The sequence below is a fragment of the Streptomyces sp. NPDC020731 genome, assembly GCF_044334705.1.
Lineage (GTDB): Bacteria > Actinomycetota > Actinomycetes > Streptomycetales > Streptomycetaceae > Streptomyces.
Map to the genome: position 1 here is coordinate 1 of NZ_JBIRTN010000039.1, position 22702 is coordinate 22702.

Sequence of the window (22702 nt, forward strand, 5' to 3'; positions counted from 1 at the left end):
CACCCGCCGAACACGAGACCAACTACTACCTCACCAGCACAAAACCCCAGGCCACAACCACAAGCTGAGATCTCTACCGAACCCGGAACGGTTCAGTTGACCAGGGTCTGATGGCGGCGGATGGCGCGGTCGGAGCGGACCTGGAAGTCGGCCCAGCCCAGTTCGTCCTTGATCTGCTTGTAGCTCTGCTCGATCCGGGGCCGCAGGCCGTGGAGGCAGACGATCTCGGCGAGGTCGGTCGGCGGGTGCGGGCTGGTGCTGCGGCCGGCCGAAGAGAATCCGCGCTGGGGGTGTCGCAGGATCCAGGGCGAGCTCGCACGGCTGGGGCATCAGGTCGGAGCGTCCACGGTCTGGCAGATCCTGACCGTCGCCGGCGTAGGCCCGGCTCCCCGCCAAAGCGGCCCGACCTGGCGCGAGTTCCTGACAGCGCAGGCCGACGGCACCATCGCCTGCGACTTCGCCCACATCGACCTGGTGGGCCTGCGTCGGGTCTACGCACTGGTCTTCCTCGAGCACGGCACGCGCCGCCCGCACCTCGCCGGGGTGACCGCTCACCCCACCGCGCAGTGGAGCGTACAGCGAGCCCGCAACCTCGCCGCCGACCTGGACGTACGCTCCGAGTCGCCACGCTTCCCGCTCCGCGACCGGGACAGCAAGTACACCGAGGCCTTCGACACGGTCTTCGCGGCCGAGGGCATCGAGACCCTGAAGACCGCGCCGCGCTCCCCACGGATGAACGCACACTGCGAAAGGGCCATCGGCACACTGCGACGCGAGCTCCTCGATCACCTGCTGATCTCGAACGAGGCCCACGCTCGACGCCTGCTCGACGCCTACGCCCCCACTGCAACGGCCATCGCCCCCACCAGGCCCGGGGCCAACTCCCTCCCCGCGCCCAGGAGCACCCGGCGCCCCCGACCGACCAGACCGCGCACCGACTCCTCCGCACCCGAGTACTCGGTGGCGTCATCAATGAGCACAGATACGCGGCTTGACCGGCAACGATGAGTTTCTGAACGGCACAGCGCAATGCCGGAGACCATTCAATGGCTCGTGGACTGGCACGCCGCACAAGAGCATGAACTCCGCTCTCGCGGGATCAGCGCCACGGTGAATCAGCCAGCCCCTGGGACAGCGACCAGAGGGCGCCCGAAGGCAACGGCCGTGAGCCTCACTCTGGAGTCGGACGAGCGCCCGGGGAAGCTGTCCGTGTGGGAATCGGGAAGCGCTTCACTGCTCTTCATCGATTCCCGGACCGAGTACACCTGGCAAGACCAGCAGGTGATCACCTCGGAGAACGACCTGCCCCGGATCCTGGCTCCGCTCATGAAGCTCGTCGAAGGATCCGCTGACCAAGGTTGAAGAACAAGCTGAGAGGGCACGGTGCTACTCCTCTGTTCGTCCTATGCGGCGATGAACACAGGAGCAGGCCCGGGGCGGCCCGTCGCGTGGCCGCACACGACAGCCCGCGACTGTCACCGGAGCGGAGCACCCCGCCGGGCCGCGGGCCGTCCTCAGACTCAGGCGGTCGCATCGCGTGTGGTGATTTATGGTGATGTAAGGAGAATGCCCCTACCGGAGGTGCAATGATGCGCGCCGCGGCAGCGATCGTCTCCGGGGCTGTCAGTGTGGCGCTCATCGCCGTGACGTCGGCGTGCGACCAGGGCGGGTCGGAGCCGCCGAACGTCCGTTACGGTGACTGCCCGATCTCAGGACAACACGGGGAGTTCGACCTGTCGCCCGAAACGGCGGGCGCCCTCACGGTCAAGACGACCCTGCCCGCGCCCGGGTGGTGGAACGGCGGCACGCCGGACTCCGTGACGAGCGGATACGAGTACTGCATGACGGCCAACATCGCCTACCGGGCCGGTCTCGACCGGGTGGTGGTGAAGAACGCCCCCTTCCCGGAGGTCGTGTCCGGCCGGACCAAGGACTTCGACCTGGCCGTGGCACAGATCACGATCACCCCGGAACGGAGCAAGGCCGCCGCGTTCTCCCCGCCCTACCTCTCCTCGACCCTGGGACTGCTCATCAGGGACGGCGAGCAGATCGACGAGGACAACATCCGCGACGTCCGCATCGGGGTGGCCGAGGGCACCACGGGCGAGGAGTTCGTCGCGAACCGCCTCAAGCCGACCAAGCCCGTGACCGCGTTCGCCAACGACCCGGAGCTGGTCACGGCGCTGGAGGAGGGGCGGATCGACGCGGTCGTCCACGACACGACGATCCTGCTGGCGTATCCCCAGAAAAAGGAGGACAGGGTGCGCCTCGTGGGCCAGTACAGGACCGGGCAGAGCTACGGCGCCCTGTACCCGAAGGGGTCACCCGACAAGGAGGAGCTGGACCGGATCATCAAGCAGCTGATCGACGACGGGACGCTCGCCAAACTGTCGGCCGTCTATCTCGGGGCCGCCTTCGGCCAGGATCCGGTCAAGATCCCGTACCTCACCGTCGACGACGGCTCCTGAACACCGCCGGGCGGGCGCACCCGTGAGGGGAGCACCGGTCCCGTGACCCCGCCCCCCTCACAGGTCGGCCATCAGGAGACCGCCCAGGCCCCCGGTGGTACCGGCGTCCAGCGACTGCTCAGCCCAGATGATCTTCCCCCTGTCGGTGTACCGGGTGCCCCAGTGGCGCGACAGCTGGGCCACGAGGAACAGGCCACGGCCCCCTTCGTCGGTGATGGCCGCGCGGCGCAAGTGCGGGGAGGTGCTGGTGCCGTCGCCGACCTCGCAGATCAGACTGTCGCCGTCGTGCAATAGTCGCAGGCTGATGGGGCTCGCTCCGTAACGGATGGCGTTCGTGACCAGTTCGCTGAGGATCAGCTCGGTCGTGAGGGCGGTCTCGCCGAGCCCCCAGGACTCCAGCCTGCCGGTCGCCTCGGCCCGGATCCGGGAGACGGCGGCGGGGTCGTCGGGCACCTCCCACTCCGCGACCCGGTCCGGGTCCAGCAGCCGGGTCCGTGCGACGAGCAGGGCGATATCGTCACTCGACCCGTCGCGCAGCATCGCGTCGAGCACCGCGCGGCAGGTGCCGTCCGGGGTGGCTCCGTCCGTACGGAGCAGTGCCTCCCTCAGCATGCCGAGCCCGATGTCGATGTCACGCCCTCGGGCCTCGACCAGCCCATCGGTGTACAGGACCAGTCGGCTGTCGGCGGCCAGCCGGAGTTCGGCCGTCTCGACCGGCAGACCCCCGCCCACGCCGAGCGGCGGGGCGACGGGGATGTCGGGGAAGGTCACGGAGCCGTCGGGCGACACCAGCGCCGGACCGGGATGGCCGGCCCGGGCCAGGACACACCGCCCGGAGACCGGATCGTAGACGGCGTAGAGGCAGGTGGCACCGGTGACGGCCTCGGTGTTCCCTTCGGCCGCCGCGTCCTGGTCGATCCGGGTGATCACATCGTCCAGGTGCGCGAGAAGCTCGTCCGGAGACAGGTCCAGCGAGGCGAAGTTGTGCACCGCGGTTCTCAAGCGGCCCATCGTCGCGGCGGCGTGCAGTCCGTGGCCGACGACGTCACCGACCACCAGGGCGACCCGGGCCCCCGGCAGCGGGATGACGTCGTACCAGTCCCCGCCCACGCCCGCCTGGGCGGGGAGGTACCGGTGCCCGACCTCCAGGGCGGACAGCTCGGGGAGCGTCCTGGGCAGCAGGCTGCGCTGGAGGGTGACAGCCGTGGTGTGCTCGCGGGTGTAGCGGCGCGCGTTGTCGATGCACACGGCCGCCCGCGTGGCAAGCTCCTCGGCGGGAGAGAGATCGTCCGACTCGAAGGGGTCCTGCTCCGAGCGCCAGAACTCCACGACGCCCAGCAATTGCCCCCGAGCCTGGAGCGGCACGGAGATCATGGAATGGATCCCGTATTCGATGACCTTCCGGGTCTGCTCCGGGTCCTGGGCGCGCCATCCGTCGGCCATGGCGAGGTGCGGCACCAGGACCGGACGACCGGTGTTCATACCTACGGACACGGGGTTGTCGGACACGTAGCGCAGGGGCGTCCCGACCGGGTTGAGCGGCGCCTCCTCCCGGATGCCCGCGGCTGCGATCCGGCGCATCTCCGTACGCGCCCCCGTCGGCTCGTCACCGAGCAGCACGGACTCGACCAACTCCACGGTGGCGAAGTCGGCGAAGCGCGGGACCACCACCTCGGTCAGCTCCTCGGCGGTGCGCTTCATGTCGAGGGTCGTCCCGATCCGTGTGCTGGCCTCGTACAGCAGTTGCAGGCGCCCGCCCGCCACCTCCGCCCGGCCCGCGAGGGCGCGCAGCTCCGTGGTGTCCCGCAGAGTGGCGACGACACCCCCCTTCGGGCCCACCGGCCGCAGGCTGACCGCGAGCAGGAGGTCCCCGGCGAGGAAGACCTTGTCCGTGACCGCCCGGGCCGATTCCAGCAGCCTGGCCAGGGCCGGGCTCAGTCCGAGCGCCGTGACCGGCTTGCCCTCGGCCTTCGGCGGCAGGGCGAGCAGTCGGCGCGCCTCGTCGTTGACCAGCAGCAGCTTCCCGTCGCCGTCCGTGATGATCACGCCTTCGCGCACCGCGTGCAGCACCGCGTCGTGATGCTCGTACATGCGGGTCATCTCCACCGGCAACAGACCTCGGGTCTGGCGCCGCAATCGCCCGCTGACCAGCGCCGATCCGCCCGCGGCAAGGAGAAGCGCGACACCGCCGGCCGCGAAGAGCACCGGGAGCTGGTGCTGCACCACACTGGTCACCTTGTCCACCGTGACCCCCACGGTGACGAGGCCGACCGCGGTCCCGTCCTCGTCGAAGACGGCTACCGTCGAGTCGACCGCCTTTCCCAGACTGCTGTCGAACGTGGTCTGGTAGGGCTCGCCTTCGAGCGCCTCGCCGTAGGAGGCGGAGACGTGCTCCCCGATCTGGTCCGGGTCCGGGTGGGTCCAGCGGAAGCCGTAAGGGCTCAGCGCCACGACGTAGTCGACGCCGGTCTTCTTGCGCACTGCCTCGGCATGGGGCTGAAGCGCGGCGGTCGGGTCATCGCTCTGCATCGCCTCCGCCGTGCCCGGCGCCTTCGCGAACGACTCGGCCGCCACCAGCGAGCGATCACCGGCCTCCTGGATGGCGCTGTTGCGGTCCTGGATCACGAGCGCCACCACGGCCGTGACGATGAGCAACAGCACGACCACCAGTTGCAGCAGGAAGACCTGCCCGGCGACGCTGCGTGGATTCAGCAGGGACAGGACGCGCCGGCCGGCCGAGCCGCGCTGCCCCTCCGGGCCGGCTTCCGACGGCACCCGATTGCCCCGCCGACCCACTGGGACGTATTGCCGAAGCTTGCCCATTTGTCCAGTATCAGTGACCCACCCGGTGCGCGCGGCTCAGGACGGGCCTGCCGGGCGGTGCCGCAGTGAACAGGGAGAGTGTCCGTCCGGACCCGTCGGCGGGCGAGGCGCGGCAGTCCGGGCCCCGCACGCGGCGCCTGCTGCGGCAGAACCGCACTCCCGGTCCGTGGGGCGGGCCACCTGCGCTGCGCCAGGGCTGCACCACCCAGGCCCTTGTTGCCGCCGCTTCGGCTGCGGCGTCGCGGCGCGCATCACCGGGCCGATGGCACGCCAATCACTATGACGAAGGCCGACCCGGCCAGAAACCTGGCCGGTTCGACCCACGAGCGTGGATCGTGACCGCGACGGGCTGGTACGGCGGTCGCTCCGGAGGTATCGCCTCGAGCACCGACCGCTCCGGTACGCGCGGGTCGGAGCGCAGGGTCTCCCGTAGCCGGTCCGGGTCGTCGAACGGTGGCGGCAGCGGACGTTCCTGGGTCAGCGTGGTGAGCGCCTCGGTGACCCAGGAACGTCGGTCAGGCTCGCCGCCTCGCAGGCCCGCCGGGCGGCCAGCAACGCCACCGCACGCTGGACGTCGGGACCGGCGGCGTCGAGGGCGTGCACCAGGTCGCTGTCGAAGCGGAGCAGATCGAGGACGTTGCTCTCGCGGGCACCGCGCAGCCCCTCGCTCGGCAGCTGTCCGCCCCACATCCACCTCTCGTAGTGCAGTCGCCGCTCCTCCGCGGCCCGTTCCTCCGCCCGGCGGGCCAGGCGTTCGGTCTCGGCGCGCTCCTCGGTTGTGGGCGGCGGCGGAAGGCCGCGCGCGCAGCGGTGCCAGTACGCGGCATTCCGTGAGGTCTGGCGGATCACGCGGTCCGGGGAGGGTGGCGCGGGCCAGAACTGCAGGAGGTAGCTGTCCGTCTGCGGCTCCCCGTCCACCCTGGTGTCGAGCTCCCGGCCCTCGTCCATCCCCCGGGCGCGGTACCGCACCCGGTAGTCGGTCCGGGTGAGGTCCAGGTCCCACGCGGCCTCACCCGCCCACTGCACCAAGCTGGTGCGTTCCGACACCGGGTGGAAGGACACCTCCACCACGTCCTCCCAGACCGGGTCCAGCGCAGGGGCTTCGTCGTGGACCTCTACGGCGAAGCCGACGTTGCCCGTGTGCAGTCCGGTGTGCAGCCAGAGCGCACCCGGGACCGCTGCCCCGCACAGTCCCCCGCTCTGGCCTGCGAACGCCTCGGAGAGGTCCGGGGTGGCGTTGTCCGGATCACTCTCGACGTGGATCTGACCGTAGTGAACGTGCACCTCGCCCGTGACCGGCCTGCGCACGGTGCTCCCCCTTCGTCACCGACGACCTCGGAATCCCCTGCCGGACGGGCCGTCACTTTCCCGCAGCATGCAGCAAGCCCCTGACAACAGGGCCGGCGACAACGGCGTCCAGCTCCCCCGCACGTGCAGGCCTCCGGTATGGAGGGCAGTCGAGGACGTCCACGGGACGACGCGGCTCAAGGCGTTCGTCGGTGGCACCGGGGGCAGTCGGTCAGGTGTTGTCGGGCCAGGGGAATCCGAGCTCCTCGGCGCGTTCGCGGCTGCCGCCGCACACCCGCGCATAGGACTTCGGGTCCTCCTCGGCCAGCCGGTGCAGGGCGGTGGCGGCCTGTTCCTCGGGCGGGGTGCCGTCGTCCGGGATGGCCCAGCGGAACCGGAGAGGACTGTCGGCCCGTTCCGGTTTTCCGGACGCCCGTCCTCCCGGCGCGTACCAGAAGGTCACCACGGTGGTGTCCGGGGCGTCGAGGTCGCTGCCGATCCAGCCCCGCTCCGCGTCCCACCGGTTCAGCAGCTCCGGCTTCTCGATCAGCCCTTCCTTGATCAAGCGGGCCGTGGTGCGGGCCGGCCAGGACCAGAAGTGGTCGGTCTCCGCCCGGGTGATCTCCGCGTCGTAGGCGGAGGCGTCGAACCGGTGGGCGGGAAGCTCGGGTGCGGGTTCACGGGAACCCGGCACGGTCTGTGGCCGCCGCCAGTTCTCCCACACCACCTGGTCCGCGTCGCGTCGGATGGTGACGTAGAGCGCGCCGCAACACCCTTCCGTGCAGTGGGCCTCGGCGAGTTGTACCTCGTGAGGTTCCGCTTCGGCCCGGAGGCGGCCGTCGTCCAGTAGGTACTCGGGGCTGTGGGCCGGACCGCGGCCGAAGACGGCCGGAACCACGGGACGGTCATCGATGAGGACACGTGTTTCGACGGGTTCCCGGTCCGCGGGGTCGCCGACCACCACCTCGATGCGCAGTCCGCCGGTCGTGGCCGGACGCTTGAACGGCCACCGCACCGTGCGGCGGACCCAGCCGGCTCGCAGCCGCTGGTCGGCCTCGCTCCCGGTGGCGTCCGCCCACTCCTCCCACCGGGGCTCGGCCAACAACCGGCCGAGCGATTCCAGCAGCTCTGCGCGCCGTCCGGGCGGCCAGTCCAGCAGCACGCCGGTGCCACTGCTCAGGTCCAGGGCGAGTGACAGCAGCATGGCGGCGTTGTCGACGGTGGGCGGCAGCAGACCAGCTCGCGCGACGACTCCCTCGTACACGCCGGTCGCATCGCGGTACGCGAGGAGGTCGGTCGGATCGTCGCGCGAGCACCCCATCCGGACGAGCAGCCTGCCTGCCCGCGCCAGCAACTCCGTGTCCGAGGAATGGTGGTCGAGCAGGTCCGACAGCTGGGAAGCCTCCGCGATCCGGCGGGCGACCGTACTGCTGACGAAGCGGGGTGAGGCGGGAAACGCGACCAGCTCGGCGCGCACGGCCTGCCGGTTCCTTGTCCAGAGGGCGTGGAGGAGTGGCTGCAGTTCGTCGCAGCGGGCGTGGACCGCGAGCCAGACGACGGCCGCGGACCGGCGGTCGAGGAGATCGAGGGCATGGACCACGGGTCTGGTGAACTCCCGGAACAGTCCGAGAACGGAGAGGTACGGGACGTCTTCGGGCTCACCGAGACGGACCAGCAGGGCGATGCCCGCGGTGACGGTGGACGCGGTCGTCCCGGTCCGGGTCAGCTGCCGCCCGAGAGTGCGGGCCGCGTCCACCTGCCCGGTCTGCAGGGACAGACCGGCGACGGTGGAGTGGATCAGGTGTCGGTGGCGGTCCTGAACGCCGAGGCGCAGGAAACGGCGGTGGAGGGTGGCGGGGTCGTCCGGGATCGGACTGAACGCTTCCCGGACGGCGTCCACCACCTCGCTCCGGGAGAGCGGATCCTCGCCCGGTGCGGACTGCTGCCGGGGGAGGCGGTAGCCGCGCCGGAGCGGGGCTCCCTCGGGTGACTCACGCAGCAGGCACAAGGCGTGGTCGTACAGGGCGAGCGGGAGGGCGAGCGCGTCGCGCTCTTCCTGGGCGCTCACCGGGTGGGGTGGGACTCGATTCCGTAGGTCATGCGCGCAGCTTGCCAGTCGGTTCACGCCGTGTCGAAGGAATAAGCGGGTCCGGGGTAGCGGCGCGTTCCGCCTTCTTCGGCAGAGCATCGCTCGACCAAGGGCTCCGGCTGCCTGCTTCGTGGGAGCCGACACGGCCCCACTCCCTGCAGCGGAGGAAGGCGAGTGGGGCCGACAGGCGGCTCCACTATCGGGCTTCCCACTCGGCCAGCAGGGCCTTGTACTCATCCGGGTGCTGCTTCCGCAGGATGTCCATCCACACCCGGGCTCCTTGGACGGACGTTCCGGACTCCATCTTCTGGTGAAGATGGTGCACGCAGTAGAAGGCGTCGTCGTACGGGAGCCGTTTCGGCTGCTTGGACTGTTCTGCTTCTGCGTTCGTTGTCCTGAGTTCCCCTGCGTCGGTGCGCGGCTCCGGGATGGACTCGGGAGTCTGCTCGCGCTCGGCAGGCGGCGTGGCCGCTCCGGGCCGGAGCGGAGGGGACGGCGGAGTGGCCGGCTCGGCGGGCACCTCCGGGATTATCACGCCGTGATACTGACAAGTTGGTGCGCCAGTATGCGGCAACCAGCAGCACTCTGTCCTCCAGGGACAGGCTCCACGGCCGTCCCCGACGTGCCTCGTCCACGCCTCCGCGCCGCAGCCCGGTGATCAGTTTGCCGAAACAGCGCGGGCTCAGCCCGGTGAAGGGGACTGTCCAAGACGGCTCGGACGCCGTGATCACACCAGCCACACGAAGATCATCTCAGTGATACCAGGGGCCGGTGGACAGGCTCAGGCTGCGGCATTCCCGTGAGGGTCGGACACGAAGGCCAGGATGTGAGGAACTGCCTCACGCAGACTGACGAAGTGGCGATGTACGCCCTCCATCGCGGCGGCGGCGTTCACCCCCCACACCGTCGTTCCGGCGCGCAGCCCGGACCGCACTCCGGACGGGGCGTCCTCGATGACCAGGCAGTCTCCCGGCTCGGCTCCGAGCTGCTCGGCGGCCAGCAGATACGGGACGGGAGAGGGTTTGCCTTCCTCGACAGCGGCCGCGTCCACGATCACGCCCGGCACCGGCAAGCCCGTCCGCAGGAAACGGCCGCGCACCCGGTGCTCATAGTTCGAGGTCACCAGCGCCCAGGACTTCGGTGGCAGGCCGTGCAGCAGCTCCGACGCGCCGTCGAAGGCCGCATAGATGCCGGACCGGACGTCTTCGTCCTCCAGCTCATGCAGCGTGGCCAGGCACGCGCGCGGATCTCGGTCCGCAGCGACCTGGGCGAACGTCTCCATCGGCCGCGTCCGCAGAGCCACCTGGTAGACCTCGTCCGCATCCGGCCCGTACCGCTCCGCCCAGGTTCCCCAGACCTTGCGTTGGTTGCTCACCGCGTCGATCAACGTGCCGTCGACGTCGAACAGGACGTACTTCATGCGGCCCGGCCGCGTAGGTTCACTGGACACCCGTCGATCATGCCAGGCTGCGTACAGGCCATTGCGGGACAGCCCTTACGAGCTCGTGCACGGTGGGCGGTGAGGCGTCGAAGGCTTCGGCATGGCTCCGTGTTCACAGCTGCCGTGCCGAGGCCAGGTCCGCGGTCTGCTGATGGGACAGCAGGCCGGCGACGGCCTGGACGGTGTAACTCACGTGCTCGCGGCGGCCGAGGTGGCGGGTCAGGGCACGCCAGTTCTTCAAGTGGGCGATGCCGTGCTCAACACGGATCCGCCTCGAGGAGTGTGCCTTGTGCTGGCGCTCGTGCATCTCCTCGTACCAGTCCGGGGCGTTCTTCTTGAACTTGCGGTGTGGTGGTGTGATCACACGCCCGCCGGTCTGGGCGCCCAGGCCCTGGTAGCCGGCGTCGGCGAGGATCTCGACCGCGGGTCCGTCGGCCAGGAGCTTGACCAGCCCCACCTGGCGGGCGTGGGTGATGTCCGCGCAGCTTCCGGGCCTGGTCGGACTGCAGAACAGCACCCGCTCGTCCTCGTCGGTGACCACCATGGTTTTGACGGCGTTCTGCTTGTTCTTGCCGGAGATGAACGTGTCCCGGTCCTTGCGTCCGGCGGCCGGCCGGCGGACCCGGATCTCGGTGCCGTCGATGATGCCGGTCTTTCCGCTGGCGCCGAGGTGGTCGACGACCTCGGCCAGGGTCCGCAACCGCACTCCGGGACTGACGGTGCAGCCGCGTTCGGCAAGCAGTGGTCGTACCTCGCCGACGGCGCGGGTGATGGTGGAGCGGTCCACCCCGGACCAGCAGGCCAGCACGTCGTGCGTGACCCCGTGTCGGAGGTGCACGAGGGTGGCCAGGAGTCGGTCGACGAAGACCAGCCGGTGCTTCGCACCAGCGCCCACAGCGCGCTTCCGTGGCCTGGAGGCAAGTCCGGCCTGATGCCGTTCACGCCACAACGGGCCCAGTTCAGCCACGAGTTCGGCAATCACGCCGGCCGACAGGCCCGTGATCCTCCGGTCGCTGACGATCGCTGCACGAGACGCGTTCCCCACCACACCACCATGATCGACGATCAGGAACTCGACGCCTCAGCGCCTACCGTGCACGAGCTCGTTGGTTCAAGGACGCCCCCGACTGGTACGAGGAGATGCACGAACGCCGGCGCAAGGCACGCTCCTCACGCCGTATCCGGGTCGAGCACGGCATCGCCCGTCTGAAGAACTGGCGGGCCCCCGGCCCGCCACCTCGGCCGCCGCGAGCACATCAGCGACACCATCCAAGCAATCTCCGGCCTGTTGTCCCACCAGCAGACCGTGGACCTGAAGCCGACACAGCAGACGTGAACCCGGACCACACCGAAGCTCACAACGTCTCACTGCCTACCGTGCACGAGCTCGTAGGGCCTGTTGCGAAAGTGGAGTTGTCGGACTGGATGTGCCCTGCGGCCGGTACCGTTTCATGTCAGGCTCTGGGGAGCCGCCGCCTCTGGGGATTGTCAGTTGCAATCGGGAGGCTGCGCAGCGTCAGCGCAGTCGGCGGGGGCAGCGGTTCGTTGGCCGTGTCGGCGCGGAACGACTGGAGCAGGTAGGCCACCAGACGCCGGGACGCTGCACCATCATCCGGTAGGGCGGTCACCAGAGCGCAGTGTGCCAACAGGACCACGGCGAGGTCGGAAGGGTGAAAGTCGGCCCGCAGCGCGCCCGATGCCTGGGCCCTGCGTACCAGGGTCGTGAAGTCCCGCTCGGCTCGTTGCCGGGCCTGCGCGTGTTCCGACGTGCTTTCCGGGAAGGCCGCGACGAACGCGGCCGGGAACCCGCGTTCCTCCCGTTGCAGAGCGCAGACCGTCTCGACCAGCTGCTGGAAGCCCTGCCATGGGTCGGGGGCGGCCAGAGCCTCGGTGAGCGCCCGCACGCAGGTCTCCATCTGCTGCGCGAACGCGCCCCTCACCAGAGCGTCCCGGGTCGGGAAATGCCGGTACAGCGTCGCCACACCGACTCCGGCCCGACGGGCCACGGTCGCCATCGGGGCGTCGATCCCGTGCTCCGCAAAGACCGTACGGGCGGCGACGAGGACGCGCTCCCGATTGCGCCGGGCGTCCGCCCGCACCCCGCCCCGGGCTGTGATCCGAGAGGATTCCGCCATCACTGTCTCTCTCTTCCGGTCCAAGCGGACGATCGCGTCCGCTTAAGAGCTTACGGTCGATGCCAGATCCCTGTACGGCCCCCGGCGGCAAAGGCAGAACGATGAACGACCGCATGATGAAGACAGTGCTCTACGACCGCTACGGCGGCCCCGATGTGCTCTACACGGGCCGCGTGCCACGCCCCGAGCCGGCCCCCGGCGAGGTCCTTGTGAAGGTGCGCGCGTTCAGCGTCAACGGCGGCGAACTGGCAGCCCGTGCCGGCCGGCTCCGCCTCCTGAGCGGCCGGAAATTCCCCAAGCGCATCGGCTTGGACTTCACCGGCGAGGTCGCCGCACTGGGTGCCGGAGTCACACAGCTCGCGGCCGGCGACCGCGTATGGGGGGTCTTGGGCCGCACCTCCGGGTTCGGCAGCGCCGCCGAGTACGTGACCGTGCCCGCCGAGCGGGTCGGCCGGCTCCCCGACGGCGTTGACCTGGTGGACGCCGCCGCGCTGCCGGTAGCCACCACAGCCATCACCGCCCTGCGGGACAAAGCCGGGCTGCGCCCCGGCGAACGACTCCTCGTGCGGGGCGCGGCGGGCGGTGTCGGCAATGCGGCTGTCCAGCTCGGACGGGCGTACGGTGCCGAGGTCACGGCCCTTGCCCGCGCCGCCAACCTCGACTTCGTGCGCGGGCTCGGCGCGCACGAGGCCGTCGACCACCGGACCGTGCGGCCGGCGGAACTGGGCCGCTTCGACGTGGTTTTGGACACGGTGGGTACCGACCTGCGGGCCTTCAGGCGCCTGCTGAATTCCGGCGGGCGCATGGTCACCATCGCCTTCGACCTGAAACGGCCCGCCGCGTCGCTCGGCTACCTCGCGGCCAGCACGGTCCACGGACACGGCCGGGTGCGCTTCTTCAGCGGCAACCCCACGCGGGCGGACTTCGACGACCTCGCCCGCCATGTCGCCGAGGGCAAACTGAGCCCCGCGGTGGACACCGTCTTCCCCCTGGAGGAGACAGCAGCGGCACATCAGGCGCTGGAGGCGGGCGGCGTCCAGGGCAAGTACGTGGTCAGGGTCGCATAGGACGTCTGTGGAGGTGCTGATCACAGTCACCCGTTGATGGCAGCGATGAGGACGGTCGCCTCGTAGCGGACCGTCGGCTTGTCGTCTCGCGTGGCGACGCGTAATGCCTCTTGAGAACGCCGCCCGCACCCCTCGTCGTGCAGAAGCGGCACCACGCCCTCAGGGAAGGCCGGAAGCACCATCGAGCGGGCGCCTGCACAGTCAGGCAGCCAGGCTATGGGAAGTCAGCACGCACGCCCCGCCGTACCCGGTCCGGGTGATACTGCTCGGGCTGGAAAACTTCAGCGGGTCTCGGAACGTCGTGCCGGGTATGAGGTCGATCCACGACGCGCATGTGACGGAGCCGGGACTCGCGGTAGTGGAGGTCACGGCCGCCGATGACGAAACCGCGTTCGCCATCCAGGAGCTGCTCGCCACGCGGTGCGCGGTCGCCGCAGCGGACCGTACAGCCCACGAGCCAGGTGAACCGGGTGTACGGCTGCGCTGCTTCCTGGACCTGCGGAGCAGCCCGACGCGTGATCTGCGAAGGCGTTTTCGCTTCCCTCGTGCAACAGGGCGTGTCACAGATCGCCCGGCCGGTCCTGGCTGGCGGTCTCTCGGCTGCGTCTCATACGGCCTGTGCAGGGCCTTTCGTGGGCTGTGGCCGTCGGGTGGGCTGATGCGTCCCGCGCGGTGGCATGAGAACTTCGGTGCCTGTTCCGCCCCTTGGGCCGGACGCCGAACAGGCCCCTTCGGTCAGGGCCGTGCCTGGCGTCGTACGCGGCGTCAGCGACCGGCGGACTCGAGGTAGGTCGGCAGCGGTCCGGGTCGTCGACGCCGATTTCGTACCAGGGCTCACCGCACTGGATCCGGGACAAGGTGTTCACCCAGACCGCGACGGCGATCCCCTTCACGTCGCGGCGAGCACTTGGAGGCGGTCGTCGAGCAGGTGTTCCCCCTTGCCCGCCAGGACGACATGCAGCTGACGACCAACCGCATGCCTGGGTCCGCGCCCGCGAGACCATGGTCCCGCTCAGCTACGGCGCCCCGAAGGCGGCAGCCGGCCTCGCCGAACAGGCCCGGCACGCCGCCGACACCCGGCCAACGGCCGCGGCGACGCTGGCGGCCGCGGTCGCCGCCCGCGCCTACGCCCTCAACCACCAGAGCGAGCAGGCCCGTCAGACTCTCGCGGCTGCCGACGCCCTCATGGAGCGGCTCCCCGAGGGCGAGCGGTCGGACATCTGGCTGACGTACGGCGAGCAGAAGCACCATGTCCACCTCAGCCACGCCTTCACCACACTCGGGGACACCCGACGCGCCCGGGAGAGCCGGCAGCGCGCCCTGGAGCTGTCGCGACTCTCGTAGGTTCTCAGTGCGTGGTCGATGAGGTGAGGGCGAATGCCACACCCTGACATCTGTCAGGGACGCGACGCCCCTGACACGGTCTACAGTTCGAGGCGCCGGCTCGGGGGCTCTCAGCCGCTACGGCGGCTGGGGCAGGAGCGCCGTGAATGCTCCGGTCGGGTAACAGCAGTAGCCGTTGTGACGACATGAGGATGGTCCCGGCAGGCGGGCATTACGGCAAGGAGCCGATCTGCGGGAGCCGTCCGCCCTTCGATCAAGGAGAAGACATGCACAGCATCCGCCGGATCTTCAGCGTGGGAACGGCCGCGCTCATGCTCGGGGCAGGGCTCGTGGTCGGCTCTTCCGGTGCGGCTCAGGCGGCGGCATCGGACTGCACGGGAGGCAAGAACGGTTTTACCGACATCCCCGACAGTCTCAGCGGCCGGGGTGTGGCGGGGGCGGGGGCGCTCGTGGTCGACTTCCCCGTCAACGTGCCGTACGCCGTCGCCTCGTACGCGATGCAGACCGGCACCGTCGGCGGCAGACAGATGGGGTGGGGCGTCCTGAGCAGCGGCAGCATATGGGGCCCCGGTGCCACAGGCCAGGTCTGGATGGATGTCACCAACGACAACAAGCAGTCGTGGATCCAGTGCGGCCCGTTCTACCTGTCGTCGGCCAACGGCAGGATCACGACCCCGGCCTACCCGACCAGCAGCTCAGCGAGCCGAGCCTTCCGTGTTTGCGCGATGGCGGCCATCCCCGTCAGGGACACCGGCATCACCTGCACCCCCTGGTGGTAACCACCGACGCTTGGGAACAGTAGCTGTCCGCGAACCTTCTGGCTTGGACTTGGCACGCCATCCGCCTACCGATCAGCGGGGTTGGCTGGTCGAACGAGGCCTGATCGGGTGATCGCAGTGTGGTCGGCGCTTAGACGACATCTCATTTGGTCGACTCGGTAGGCTCTGAGGTGTGGTGGGGATTGTTGAGCGGCTGGTGCCGGACGAGTTGTGGGAGTTGTTCCAGCGGGTGGTGCCGGAGGCGCCATCGCGGCCCCAGGGTGGCGGTCGTCGTCGACATGGCGACCGGGAAGTGCTGGCCGCGATCGTGTTCGTGGCCACGTCAGGCTGCACATGGCAACAGTTGCCGTCCGCGCCGTTCGGGCCGTCGGGAGCGACTGCCCACCGGCGCTTCTCCGAGTGGACGAAGGCCAGGGTGTGGGCCAAGCTCTACCGCCTGGTCCTCGACGAGCTCGGGTCTCGGGGTGAGCTGGACTGGTCTCGCTGCGCGATCGACTCGGTGAACATGCGGGCGTTGAAAAGGGGGATCTGACGGGTCCGAATCCTGTCGACCGGGGCAAGTATGGCTCGAAGATTCACTTGATCACCGAGCGGACCGGTCTGCCCATCTCTGTCGGAATCTCGGCGAACCTGCATGACAGCCAGGCGCTGATCCCGCTGGTGAAGGGCATACCCCTGATCCGCTCCCGTCGCGGCCGCAGGCGGCGCAAGCCGGGCAAGCTCTACGGCGACAAGGGCTACGACTACTCCCACCTGCGGCGATGGTTACGCGAGCGTGGCATCACCCACCGCATCGCCCGCAAGGGCGTCGAGTCCTCGCAGCGACTGGGCCGACACCGCTGGACCATCGAACGCACTATGGCCTGGCTCTCCGGCTGCCGCCGGCTCCACCGCCGCTACGAACGCAAAGCCGATCATTTCCTCGCCTTCGCGAGCATCGCCTGCACCCTCATCTGCTACCGCAGACTCGAGTCCGGGAGGAACTGCGCGGGCGCTCAGGTGTTGGCGGCCCCGTAGTGGAGGGTGCCATCTACGGGAAGCAGGTATCCGATGCCTCGCTCCTGCGGCATCTGACCTGCCAGGGTTGCAGCGTCCGAGCAGCCGGAGACCTCGAACCCGACGACCCCCAAGCTGAAGGCCGCTCTGGTGAACGTCTCCTTGCCGATGGCAGCCAGCCAGTCATCCATCACGTCTGATCTGAAGAAGGGCCGACCGTCCCAGTAGGCCAGACCGGCGTTGTCCAGCGCGCCGACGGGGACGTAAAAGTCCAGCCAGTCGCTGCTTTCATCACCGCCCCGGATAGCCACACAACCGCAGACGACCAGTTGGCCTGTCGGCAGGCGGACCTGACCGTGGAGGTGTCCGAACTCGGTCAGTGATCCAACTGTGCACGGCACGGGATCCTGTTCCTCAGGTTCAGGGTCTCTCCGCCCGAAGCACCCGTGAACGTCGGCGGCGGACCACAGAGCACTCAGGACGGCTTGAATTTGGGCATCGTCACTCGACCCGACCTCTATGGCCAGCTCGTAGTAGCCACCGGACCAGTTGGTCTGGTCCCGGAAGGCGGCAGGACTCGTCATGGCGTGATCATGCGGCACAGCCCTACCTCAAGACCACCCACCTTCAGGCACGCCGCTGGACCAATTGAGATGGCTTCTTAGAGAGCATCCGATCTATGTAGTCGGAGTGAAGGTGGCGGCATCCACGGTCTGGGGAATCTTGAAGGAAGCCGGCATCGAGCCGGCGCCCGAGCGGGCCTCGAGCACCTGGGCGGGCTTCCTACGCTCCCAGGCCGACGCGCTCCTGGCGTGCGACTCCTTCGAAACCCTCACCCCGTCCGGGGTCCGCTTGTACGTGTTCGCCGCGATCGAGCACGCGAACCGCCGGATCCGGATCCTGGGCGCGACCGCGCATCCGACCGCGTCCTGGATGGTCCAGGCCGCGAGGGATCTTGTCATGGACCTCGAGGACGCCGGCTGCCGGGCTCGCTGTCTGATCAGGGATCGGGACGGGAAGTTCCCGCGGTTGTTCGACGAGGTACTCAAGGACGCGGGTATCGAGGTGGCGCTCAGCGGCGTCCGGATACCGCGGATGAACTCGATCATGGAACGGTGGGTGCAGACCTGCAAGCGAGAACTGCTGGACCGCATGTTGATCTGGAGTCAGCGCCATCTCCTGTACGCACTGCGCGAGTTCGAGACGTTCTACAACGAACACAGGCCGCACCAAGGCCTTGCGAACGCCCGCCCCCTCCACCCGCTGCCCGTTCCGATCGAGGCCCCGGACCGGATCGCCCGTCTGGACATACGACGAGTACCGACATGCGGCCTGAACAGCACGGATGATGTATTCGGCAAGGACAGGGCCGTATGCTGCGCTCCTGGCGCACGTCCAGGCAGCGCAGCCGGACACTGAGCTGCTCCGGATCCCGTGTCGTACGGTCCGACGTCGCGGTCGCCTACCGTCCGCAACGGATCTCACCGAACCCGGCGGTGCCACCGGTACGGCCGAAAAATCTGAACCAGTACCGGGAATCAGGCCGCGAGGAGCTCCCGCTCGCGGTCCGGCGTCTTGACCTTGGTCTTCTTGTTCGGCAGCGAGAGCCGGAAGACCTTGCGCCACGCGGAGAACACCTGCTTGGGCAGCGGCCCGGTGACGTACTCCAGTTCGTACTTCTCGAACAGCGCGCGCACCTTCACCGCGACCTCGGCGTACCGGTTGCTCGGCAGGTCCGGGAACAGGTGGTGCTCGATCTGGTGTGACAGGTTGCCGGTCATGAAGTGCATGGCCCTGCTGCCGCTGATGTTCGCCGAGCCCATCATCTGGCGCAGGTACCACTGGCCGCGCGTCTCGCCCTTGATCGACCGGCGCTCGAAGACCTGCACCCCCTCGGGGAAGTGCCCGCACATGATCACCGAGTGGGACCAGAGGTTGCGGACCAGGTTCGCGGTGAACGTGGCGGCGAGCGTGGGGAGGAACGAGGGGCCCGACAGCACCGGGTGGATCACGTAGTCCTTGAGCACCTGCTTGCGGATCTTGCGGCCCACGGCCTTGGCCCGCGCGCGGAACTCCGGGTCCTTGCGGCGGCGCTTGTGCAGGTTCTTGCCGAGCTCCAGGTCGTACGCCGCGATGCCGTACTCGAAGAAGCAGGCGTTGAGGAAGTTCCACAGCGGCTGGCCGAGGTGGAAGGGATGCCACTTCTGGTCCTCGTCGACGCGCATGATGCCATAGCCGAGGTCGTTGTCCTTGCCGATCACGTTGGTGTACGTGTGGTGCAGCTCGTTGTGCGAGTGCTTCCACTGCTCGGACGGTGAGACGTGGTCCCATTCCCAGGTGGTGGAGTGGATCTTCGGGTCTCGCATCCAGTCCCACTGGCCGTGCAGGACGTTGTGGCCGATCTCCATGTTGTCCATGATCTTCGCCACGGACAGACCGGCGGTGCCGAGCAGCCACGCGGGCGGGAAGATCGAGAACAGCAGCACGCCCCTGCTGACCAGCTCGAGCTTGCGCTGCGCGGAGATGACCTTACGGATGTAGGCGGCGTCCTTCTCGCCGCGGCCGGCGATCACTTCCTCGCGGATCGCGTCCAGCTCGCGGCCGAGCTCCTCGATCTGCTCCGCGGTCAGGTGGGCGGTGGGGTCGATGGCGGTCAAGGTGCTCCTACCGTTCGATGTCGCAGGGGCCCGCCGCGGCGGACACGCAGGTCTGGATGAGGACGCCCGGCTCGGCCTCGGTGATCTCGCCGGTGCGCAGGTCGCGGACGGCGCCCGCCTTGAGCGGCGTGACGCAGCCGAAGCAGATGCCCATGCGGCACCCGGAGGGCATGAGTACGCCGGCCTCCTCGCCGATGTCCAGCAACGGCGTGGCGCCGTCCGCGTCGACGGTCTTGCCGCTGGCGCTGAACGTGACCTCGCCGCCGTCGCCGGCGACGACGACGCCGGGGCGGAAGCGTTCGGTGTGCAGGCGCTCTTGCACGCCGTGCTCGCTCCAGTGCTCTTCGGCTGCGTCGAGCAGGCCCGCGGGCCCGCAGGCCCAGGTCTCACGCTCGGCCCAGTCGGGCACGAGTTCGTCGAGACGGGCGATGTCGAGCATGCCGTCCGTGGCGGTGTGCACCTCGGAGAGCCGCAGCTTCTTGTCCGCGACCAGGTCATGCAGTTCGTCGCGGAAGATCACGTCTTGCGGCTGTGGCGCGCAGTGGACCATGACAACGTCGTCGAACTCGATGTCGCGCAGCATGCCCATCACGGGCGTGATGCCGCTGCCAGCCGTCAGGTAGAGCACCTTGGCGGGCTTGGCCTGCGGCAGCACGAAGTCACCGGTCGCCTGGTCGAGCTGGATCAGCGTGCCCGGTTTCGCCCTGCGGACCAGGTGGTTGCTGACCTTGCCGTCCGGGATCGCCTTCACGGTGATCGTGACGCAGCCGTCCTTGCGGTTTGTCGGCGAGGTGATGGAGTAGGCACGCCACAGGCGCACCCCGTCGACGTCGACCCCGATCCGCACGTACTGACCGGCTGTGTGGCCGCGCCAGCCCCGTCCCGGCCTGATCACGACAGTCGCGGCGTCACCCGTCTCGGGGTGCACGGCCTCGATGCGCCCACGCAGGTCAGCGCCCGCACGCAGCGGGCTGACCAGGTCGAGGTAGTCCGACGGCAGCAGTGGCGTCGTGACCATCTCCAGCAGTTTCCACGCCCTGCTGCGCAGGGCTGTACTCGTCATGAGTCCAGCGTGCTGCGCCTCAAGGCGTAAAGTCCTGACCGCAGGACGTAAATCTGGTTGGTTGAATTGTTCGCAGGGAACAAAACGTGAGCCATGCAATCCGGAGGGCCAGCGAACTGGCCCTGGATGAGACGACGGTCACCGCACTTCGGGCCGCACTGAAGACCACCGCCGACGAGGTCGTCCAGGCGATCATCGACGAGGTCCCTTCCTACGCCAACGCCCTTTCGGGCCACATGGGCGCCACCATCCGCCGAGCCGTCCGCACCGCCCTGGGGCACTACCTGGACCTCGCGAGCGGGAACGCCACAGGCGGCGACGCCGGTGACGCGGCCTACGAGCTGGGCCGCGGCGAGGTCCGCGACGGCCGTTCGATGGACGCCCTGCTCAGCGCCTACCGCGTCGGCGCCCGCGTGGCCTGGCGATGCCTGGCAGCGGGGGCCGTACCCGCAGGCCTGCCCGCCGCCGAGGTCGCCAAGTTCGCCGAGCTGACCTTCGCTTACATCGACGAGCTCTCCGGCGCGAGCGCCGCGGGCCACGCCGACGAACTGGCCGCCCAGGGCAGGGCCCACGAGCGCCACCTGGAACACCTGGCCCGCGACCTCCTCGCCGACGCGAGCCCGGACGTGCTGCTGGCCTCTGTTCAACGGGCCGGGTGGCAGCCTCCGGTTTCGCTGACCGCGGTCCTGCTGCCCGCCGCCCAGGCCCGGCCTGCCTACCGCGCGCTCGACCCGAGCACCCTCGTCCTCGACGATCTGCCGGACGCCACCGGTGTGCTGCTCGTCCCCGATGCGGACCGATCACATCTCTTGAGGCAGCTGACCGACCGCGCCACCGTGGTCGGCCCGGCCCGGCCATGGACTCGTGCGTCCGCCTCGTACGCACGAGCCGTACGCGCGCGCTCCCTCTCCTCTGATATTCGCAACACCGAGGACCACCTGCCCGAGCTGGTGCTGAGCGCCGACGTGGAGGCGTTCGCAGATCTGCGTGCCCGAGCCCTCGCACCGTTGCGGACCTTGCCCGTCGCGACCGCACGGAGGCTGGAGGAGACGTTGCGGGCGTGGCTGCTGCACCAGGGCAGGCGGGAGGAGGTGGCGGCGGCGTTGTTCGTCCATCCCCAGACAGTCCGGTACCGGATGTCGCAGTTGCGGGAGCTGTTTCCGGATCTCGCATCGCCACACCGGGTCCTTGAACTGACGCTGGCGGTCGGTCTTCGGGTCAGCTGACGAGTACTGCCTCGTCTTCGGTGCCGTCAGCTGGCTCATGCGGCTCGGGGAAGAGCGGTATGAGCCAGCTGAGGCCGGGGGTTGATGTTGAAAGACCGGACAAGGCCTCGGGAAGCCCGTCGGGGGCGCTGTCTCTGAGAAGCGCGGTGGCGGATACGGCTCGACTGGATCCGGTGGACGATGCGCACCGGCCCGCTCGTCGGCGCGCTCATCGAGCATCTGGTCGGTGAGCTGGTCCGCCATGCCCTGGAAAACGGCTTTCATGTCGTCGTGGAGGGCGTTGTTCTGGCACGAGCTGCCCCACGGGCGCGCGGTGGGCCGCAGCTGGGTGACCGGCGGGGCGGCCAGGCCGGGTCACCAAGGGCGGGGGCCGGGCCGCTCGCGCCGGGGACCACCGTGGTTCTGCGACGGCCTCGTGCCTCCCTTCCGACAGGTCAACCGGACGACCGACCGGGCCGGCCTGGCACACCGCACGAGGGATGATGGGGATGGAACAACGGACGTGAGGTCAGGAGCTTGCATGGTGAAGCGGGTTCACCGACCCCGTGAGGACGCGGAGTTCAATTTCATCCTCGGGATGAGCGGAGTTCCGGTCCTCGCATACTTCACCGGGACATGGCCCAAGGCAATCGAGCCCTGCCGGGTGATGGACCTCGTCGTGGGTGGCATCGCCGACGACTACGCGGGCCGCCTGACGGCCGTCCGCGCCGACATCACGCGTTGTCCGGCCGCAACCGAGCGATACGGGATCACCAGAGCCCCGTCCTGCGTCCTGCTGAAGGAGGGAGAGGCGGTGGCGCACGGCACGGGGCCCATGACCATCGCCGAGGTACGGAAGCTCCTGGACGGCCACCTCTGAGCGGCCGCTGCGGCACGTGGCCGCGACACCCGTCACGTCTCGTCCATGGGAGCTGCGCCGCCTGAGACACCTTGGGGCTGAGACACCCCACAGGTCACATGACGTCGTCCATCCCTGAACGGCGGCAACGACCCCACCCACGACGAAGCGGTCGCCGTGACGCTCAGCTCGGCCCGGGTATGCATCCCGCAGTACCGTGCTCGGCGCTGACGGCTCGAGACCAGCCGCAAGCCGATCTTCCTTACCTCCGATGCACCCCTCGTACTCCGGCGCCCGGAAACGCCGAGTGATGCCTACCAGGGGTTCGGCCTGGAGGATGCTCACGAGATCAGGTTCCCGGTCAGCCCTACGGCCCAGCTCGTACCCGGCCAAGCGGGTGTGTCCAGTAGACGGCGGATCCAGTTTGCGTAGGGGTCAGTTGGCGGCCGGGGTGAGTCGGCCTTCGAAGGCGATCTGGAAGGCGTTCAG

20 protein-coding genes and 2 pseudogenes are annotated in these 22702 nt (G+C 69.2%); 11 read left to right on the forward strand and 11 right to left on the reverse strand.

What is annotated here, in order from left to right; genetic code table 11:
• Nucleotides 1-252: 252 nt before the first annotated feature.
• The 3 genes and pseudogenes from ACH4VX_RS35130 to ACH4VX_RS35140 all read left to right on the forward strand — a co-directional run.
• Nucleotides 253-995, forward strand: a pseudogene (locus ACH4VX_RS35130) (integrase core domain-containing protein); the annotation flags it as partial.
• 169 nt (nucleotides 996-1164) lie between these two features.
• Nucleotides 1165-1362: a hypothetical protein gene (locus tag ACH4VX_RS35135; protein ID WP_398373340.1), complete on the forward strand. Its 198-nt coding sequence runs from the start codon at nucleotides 1165-1167 to the stop codon at nucleotides 1360-1362.
• Between the two features lie 227 nt (nucleotides 1363-1589).
• On the forward strand, nucleotides 1590-2468 hold the full coding sequence (locus ACH4VX_RS35140; RefSeq protein ID WP_398373342.1) for an ABC transporter substrate-binding protein: 879 nt from the start codon (nucleotides 1590-1592) through the stop codon (nucleotides 2466-2468).
• A gap of 57 nt (nucleotides 2469-2525) precedes the next feature.
• On the opposite strand, the gene ACH4VX_RS35145 is transcribed toward ACH4VX_RS35140, so the two are convergent.
• The 8 genes and pseudogenes from ACH4VX_RS35145 to ACH4VX_RS35180 all read right to left on the reverse strand — a co-directional run bounded on the left by ACH4VX_RS35145 (nucleotide 2526) and on the right by ACH4VX_RS35180 (nucleotide 12243).
• A complete protein-coding gene (locus ACH4VX_RS35145) occupies nucleotides 2526-5291 on the reverse strand; it encodes a SpoIIE family protein phosphatase (protein WP_398373344.1) in 2766 nt (921 codons plus the stop codon).
• Between the two features lie 477 nt (nucleotides 5292-5768).
• Nucleotides 5769-6599, reverse strand: a complete 831-nt coding sequence (locus ACH4VX_RS35150) for a hypothetical protein (RefSeq protein ID WP_398373346.1) — start codon at nucleotides 6597-6599, stop codon at nucleotides 5769-5771.
• Between the two features lie 211 nt (nucleotides 6600-6810).
• Nucleotides 6811-8646 (reverse strand): hypothetical protein, encoded by a 1836-nt coding sequence (locus ACH4VX_RS35155; RefSeq protein ID WP_398373347.1) that lies wholly within the window; start codon nucleotides 8644-8646, stop codon nucleotides 6811-6813.
• Between the two features lie 217 nt (nucleotides 8647-8863).
• Complete coding sequence (locus tag ACH4VX_RS35160) at nucleotides 8864-9187, reverse strand: hypothetical protein (RefSeq protein WP_398373374.1); 324 nt, start codon at nucleotides 9185-9187, stop codon at nucleotides 8864-8866.
• Between the two features lie 22 nt (nucleotides 9188-9209).
• Nucleotides 9210-9407, reverse strand: a pseudogene (locus ACH4VX_RS35165) (IS5/IS1182 family transposase); the annotation flags it as partial.
• 41 nt (nucleotides 9408-9448) lie between these two features.
• Nucleotides 9449-10087, reverse strand: coding sequence for an HAD family hydrolase (locus ACH4VX_RS35170; RefSeq protein WP_398373349.1), 639 nt, complete (start codon nucleotides 10085-10087; stop codon nucleotides 9449-9451).
• A 133-nt stretch (nucleotides 10088-10220) separates the two neighbouring features.
• On the reverse strand, nucleotides 10221-11003 hold the full coding sequence (locus tag ACH4VX_RS35175; RefSeq protein ID WP_398373350.1) for a transposase family protein: 783 nt from the start codon (nucleotides 11001-11003) through the stop codon (nucleotides 10221-10223).
• 559 nt (nucleotides 11004-11562) lie between these two features.
• Nucleotides 11563-12243, reverse strand: a complete 681-nt coding sequence (locus tag ACH4VX_RS35180) for a TetR/AcrR family transcriptional regulator (RefSeq protein WP_398373352.1) — start codon at nucleotides 12241-12243, stop codon at nucleotides 11563-11565.
• A 101-nt stretch (nucleotides 12244-12344) separates the two neighbouring features.
• On the opposite strand from ACH4VX_RS35180, the gene ACH4VX_RS35185 reads away from it, so the two are divergent.
• From ACH4VX_RS35185 to ACH4VX_RS35205, 5 genes are all read left to right on the forward strand, one after another.
• Nucleotides 12345-13310 carry an NAD(P)-dependent alcohol dehydrogenase gene (locus ACH4VX_RS35185; RefSeq protein WP_398373354.1) on the forward strand — a complete coding sequence of 322 codons (966 nt, stop codon included), beginning with the start codon at nucleotides 12345-12347 and terminating at the stop codon, nucleotides 13308-13310.
• A 310-nt stretch (nucleotides 13311-13620) separates the two neighbouring features.
• On the forward strand, nucleotides 13621-14100 hold the full coding sequence (locus ACH4VX_RS35190) for a DUF6207 family protein (protein ID WP_398373370.1): 480 nt from the start codon (nucleotides 13621-13623) through the stop codon (nucleotides 14098-14100).
• A gap of 212 nt (nucleotides 14101-14312) precedes the next feature.
• Nucleotides 14313-14654 carry a hypothetical protein gene (locus ACH4VX_RS35195; RefSeq protein ID WP_398373356.1) on the forward strand — a complete coding sequence of 114 codons (342 nt, stop codon included), beginning with the start codon at nucleotides 14313-14315 and terminating at the stop codon, nucleotides 14652-14654.
• 266 nt (nucleotides 14655-14920) lie between these two features.
• Complete coding sequence (locus ACH4VX_RS35200; RefSeq protein ID WP_398373357.1) at nucleotides 14921-15433, forward strand: hypothetical protein; 513 nt, start codon at nucleotides 14921-14923, stop codon at nucleotides 15431-15433.
• Between the two features lie 181 nt (nucleotides 15434-15614).
• A protein-coding gene (locus tag ACH4VX_RS35205) for an IS5 family transposase (protein WP_398373372.1) occupies nucleotides 15615-16450 on the forward strand; the annotation gives its coding sequence in 2 pieces (ribosomal slippage) (nucleotides 15615-15954 and nucleotides 15954-16450; 837 coding nt in all).
• Here the strand turns inward: ACH4VX_RS35205 and ACH4VX_RS35210 are convergent.
• Nucleotides 16429-17013, reverse strand: a complete 585-nt coding sequence (locus tag ACH4VX_RS35210) for a hypothetical protein (RefSeq protein ID WP_398373359.1) — start codon at nucleotides 17011-17013, stop codon at nucleotides 16429-16431. The two genes, ACH4VX_RS35205 and ACH4VX_RS35210, sit on opposite strands and share 22 nt — an antisense overlap.
• Before the next feature lie 112 nt (nucleotides 17014-17125).
• On the opposite strand from ACH4VX_RS35210, the gene ACH4VX_RS35215 reads away from it, so the two are divergent.
• Nucleotides 17126-17848 carry an integrase core domain-containing protein gene (locus tag ACH4VX_RS35215; protein ID WP_398373361.1) on the forward strand — a complete coding sequence of 241 codons (723 nt, stop codon included), beginning with the start codon at nucleotides 17126-17128 and terminating at the stop codon, nucleotides 17846-17848.
• Nucleotides 17849-17967: 119 nt separating this feature from the next.
• Here ACH4VX_RS35215 and ACH4VX_RS35220 read toward each other — a convergent pair whose 3' ends face one another.
• Both ACH4VX_RS35220 and ACH4VX_RS35225 read right to left on the reverse strand, forming a co-directional pair.
• Nucleotides 17968-19086, reverse strand: coding sequence for a fatty acid desaturase family protein (locus ACH4VX_RS35220; protein ID WP_398373362.1), 1119 nt, complete (start codon nucleotides 19084-19086; stop codon nucleotides 17968-17970).
• Nucleotides 19087-19093: 7 nt separating this feature from the next.
• A complete protein-coding gene (locus ACH4VX_RS35225) occupies nucleotides 19094-20149 on the reverse strand; it encodes a ferredoxin reductase (protein WP_398373364.1) in 1056 nt (351 codons plus the stop codon).
• An 86-nt stretch (nucleotides 20150-20235) separates the two neighbouring features.
• On the opposite strand from ACH4VX_RS35225, the gene ACH4VX_RS35230 reads away from it, so the two are divergent.
• Nucleotides 20236-21375: a PucR family transcriptional regulator gene (locus ACH4VX_RS35230; RefSeq protein WP_398373366.1), complete on the forward strand. Its 1140-nt coding sequence runs from the start codon at nucleotides 20236-20238 to the stop codon at nucleotides 21373-21375.
• Between the two features lie 520 nt (nucleotides 21376-21895).
• The gene (locus ACH4VX_RS35235; RefSeq protein WP_398373368.1) at nucleotides 21896-22234 is read left to right on the forward strand and encodes a thioredoxin family protein; all 339 of its coding nucleotides are present in this window, start codon (nucleotides 21896-21898) and stop codon (nucleotides 22232-22234) included.
• The last annotated feature ends 468 nt before the right edge of the window (nucleotides 22235-22702 follow it).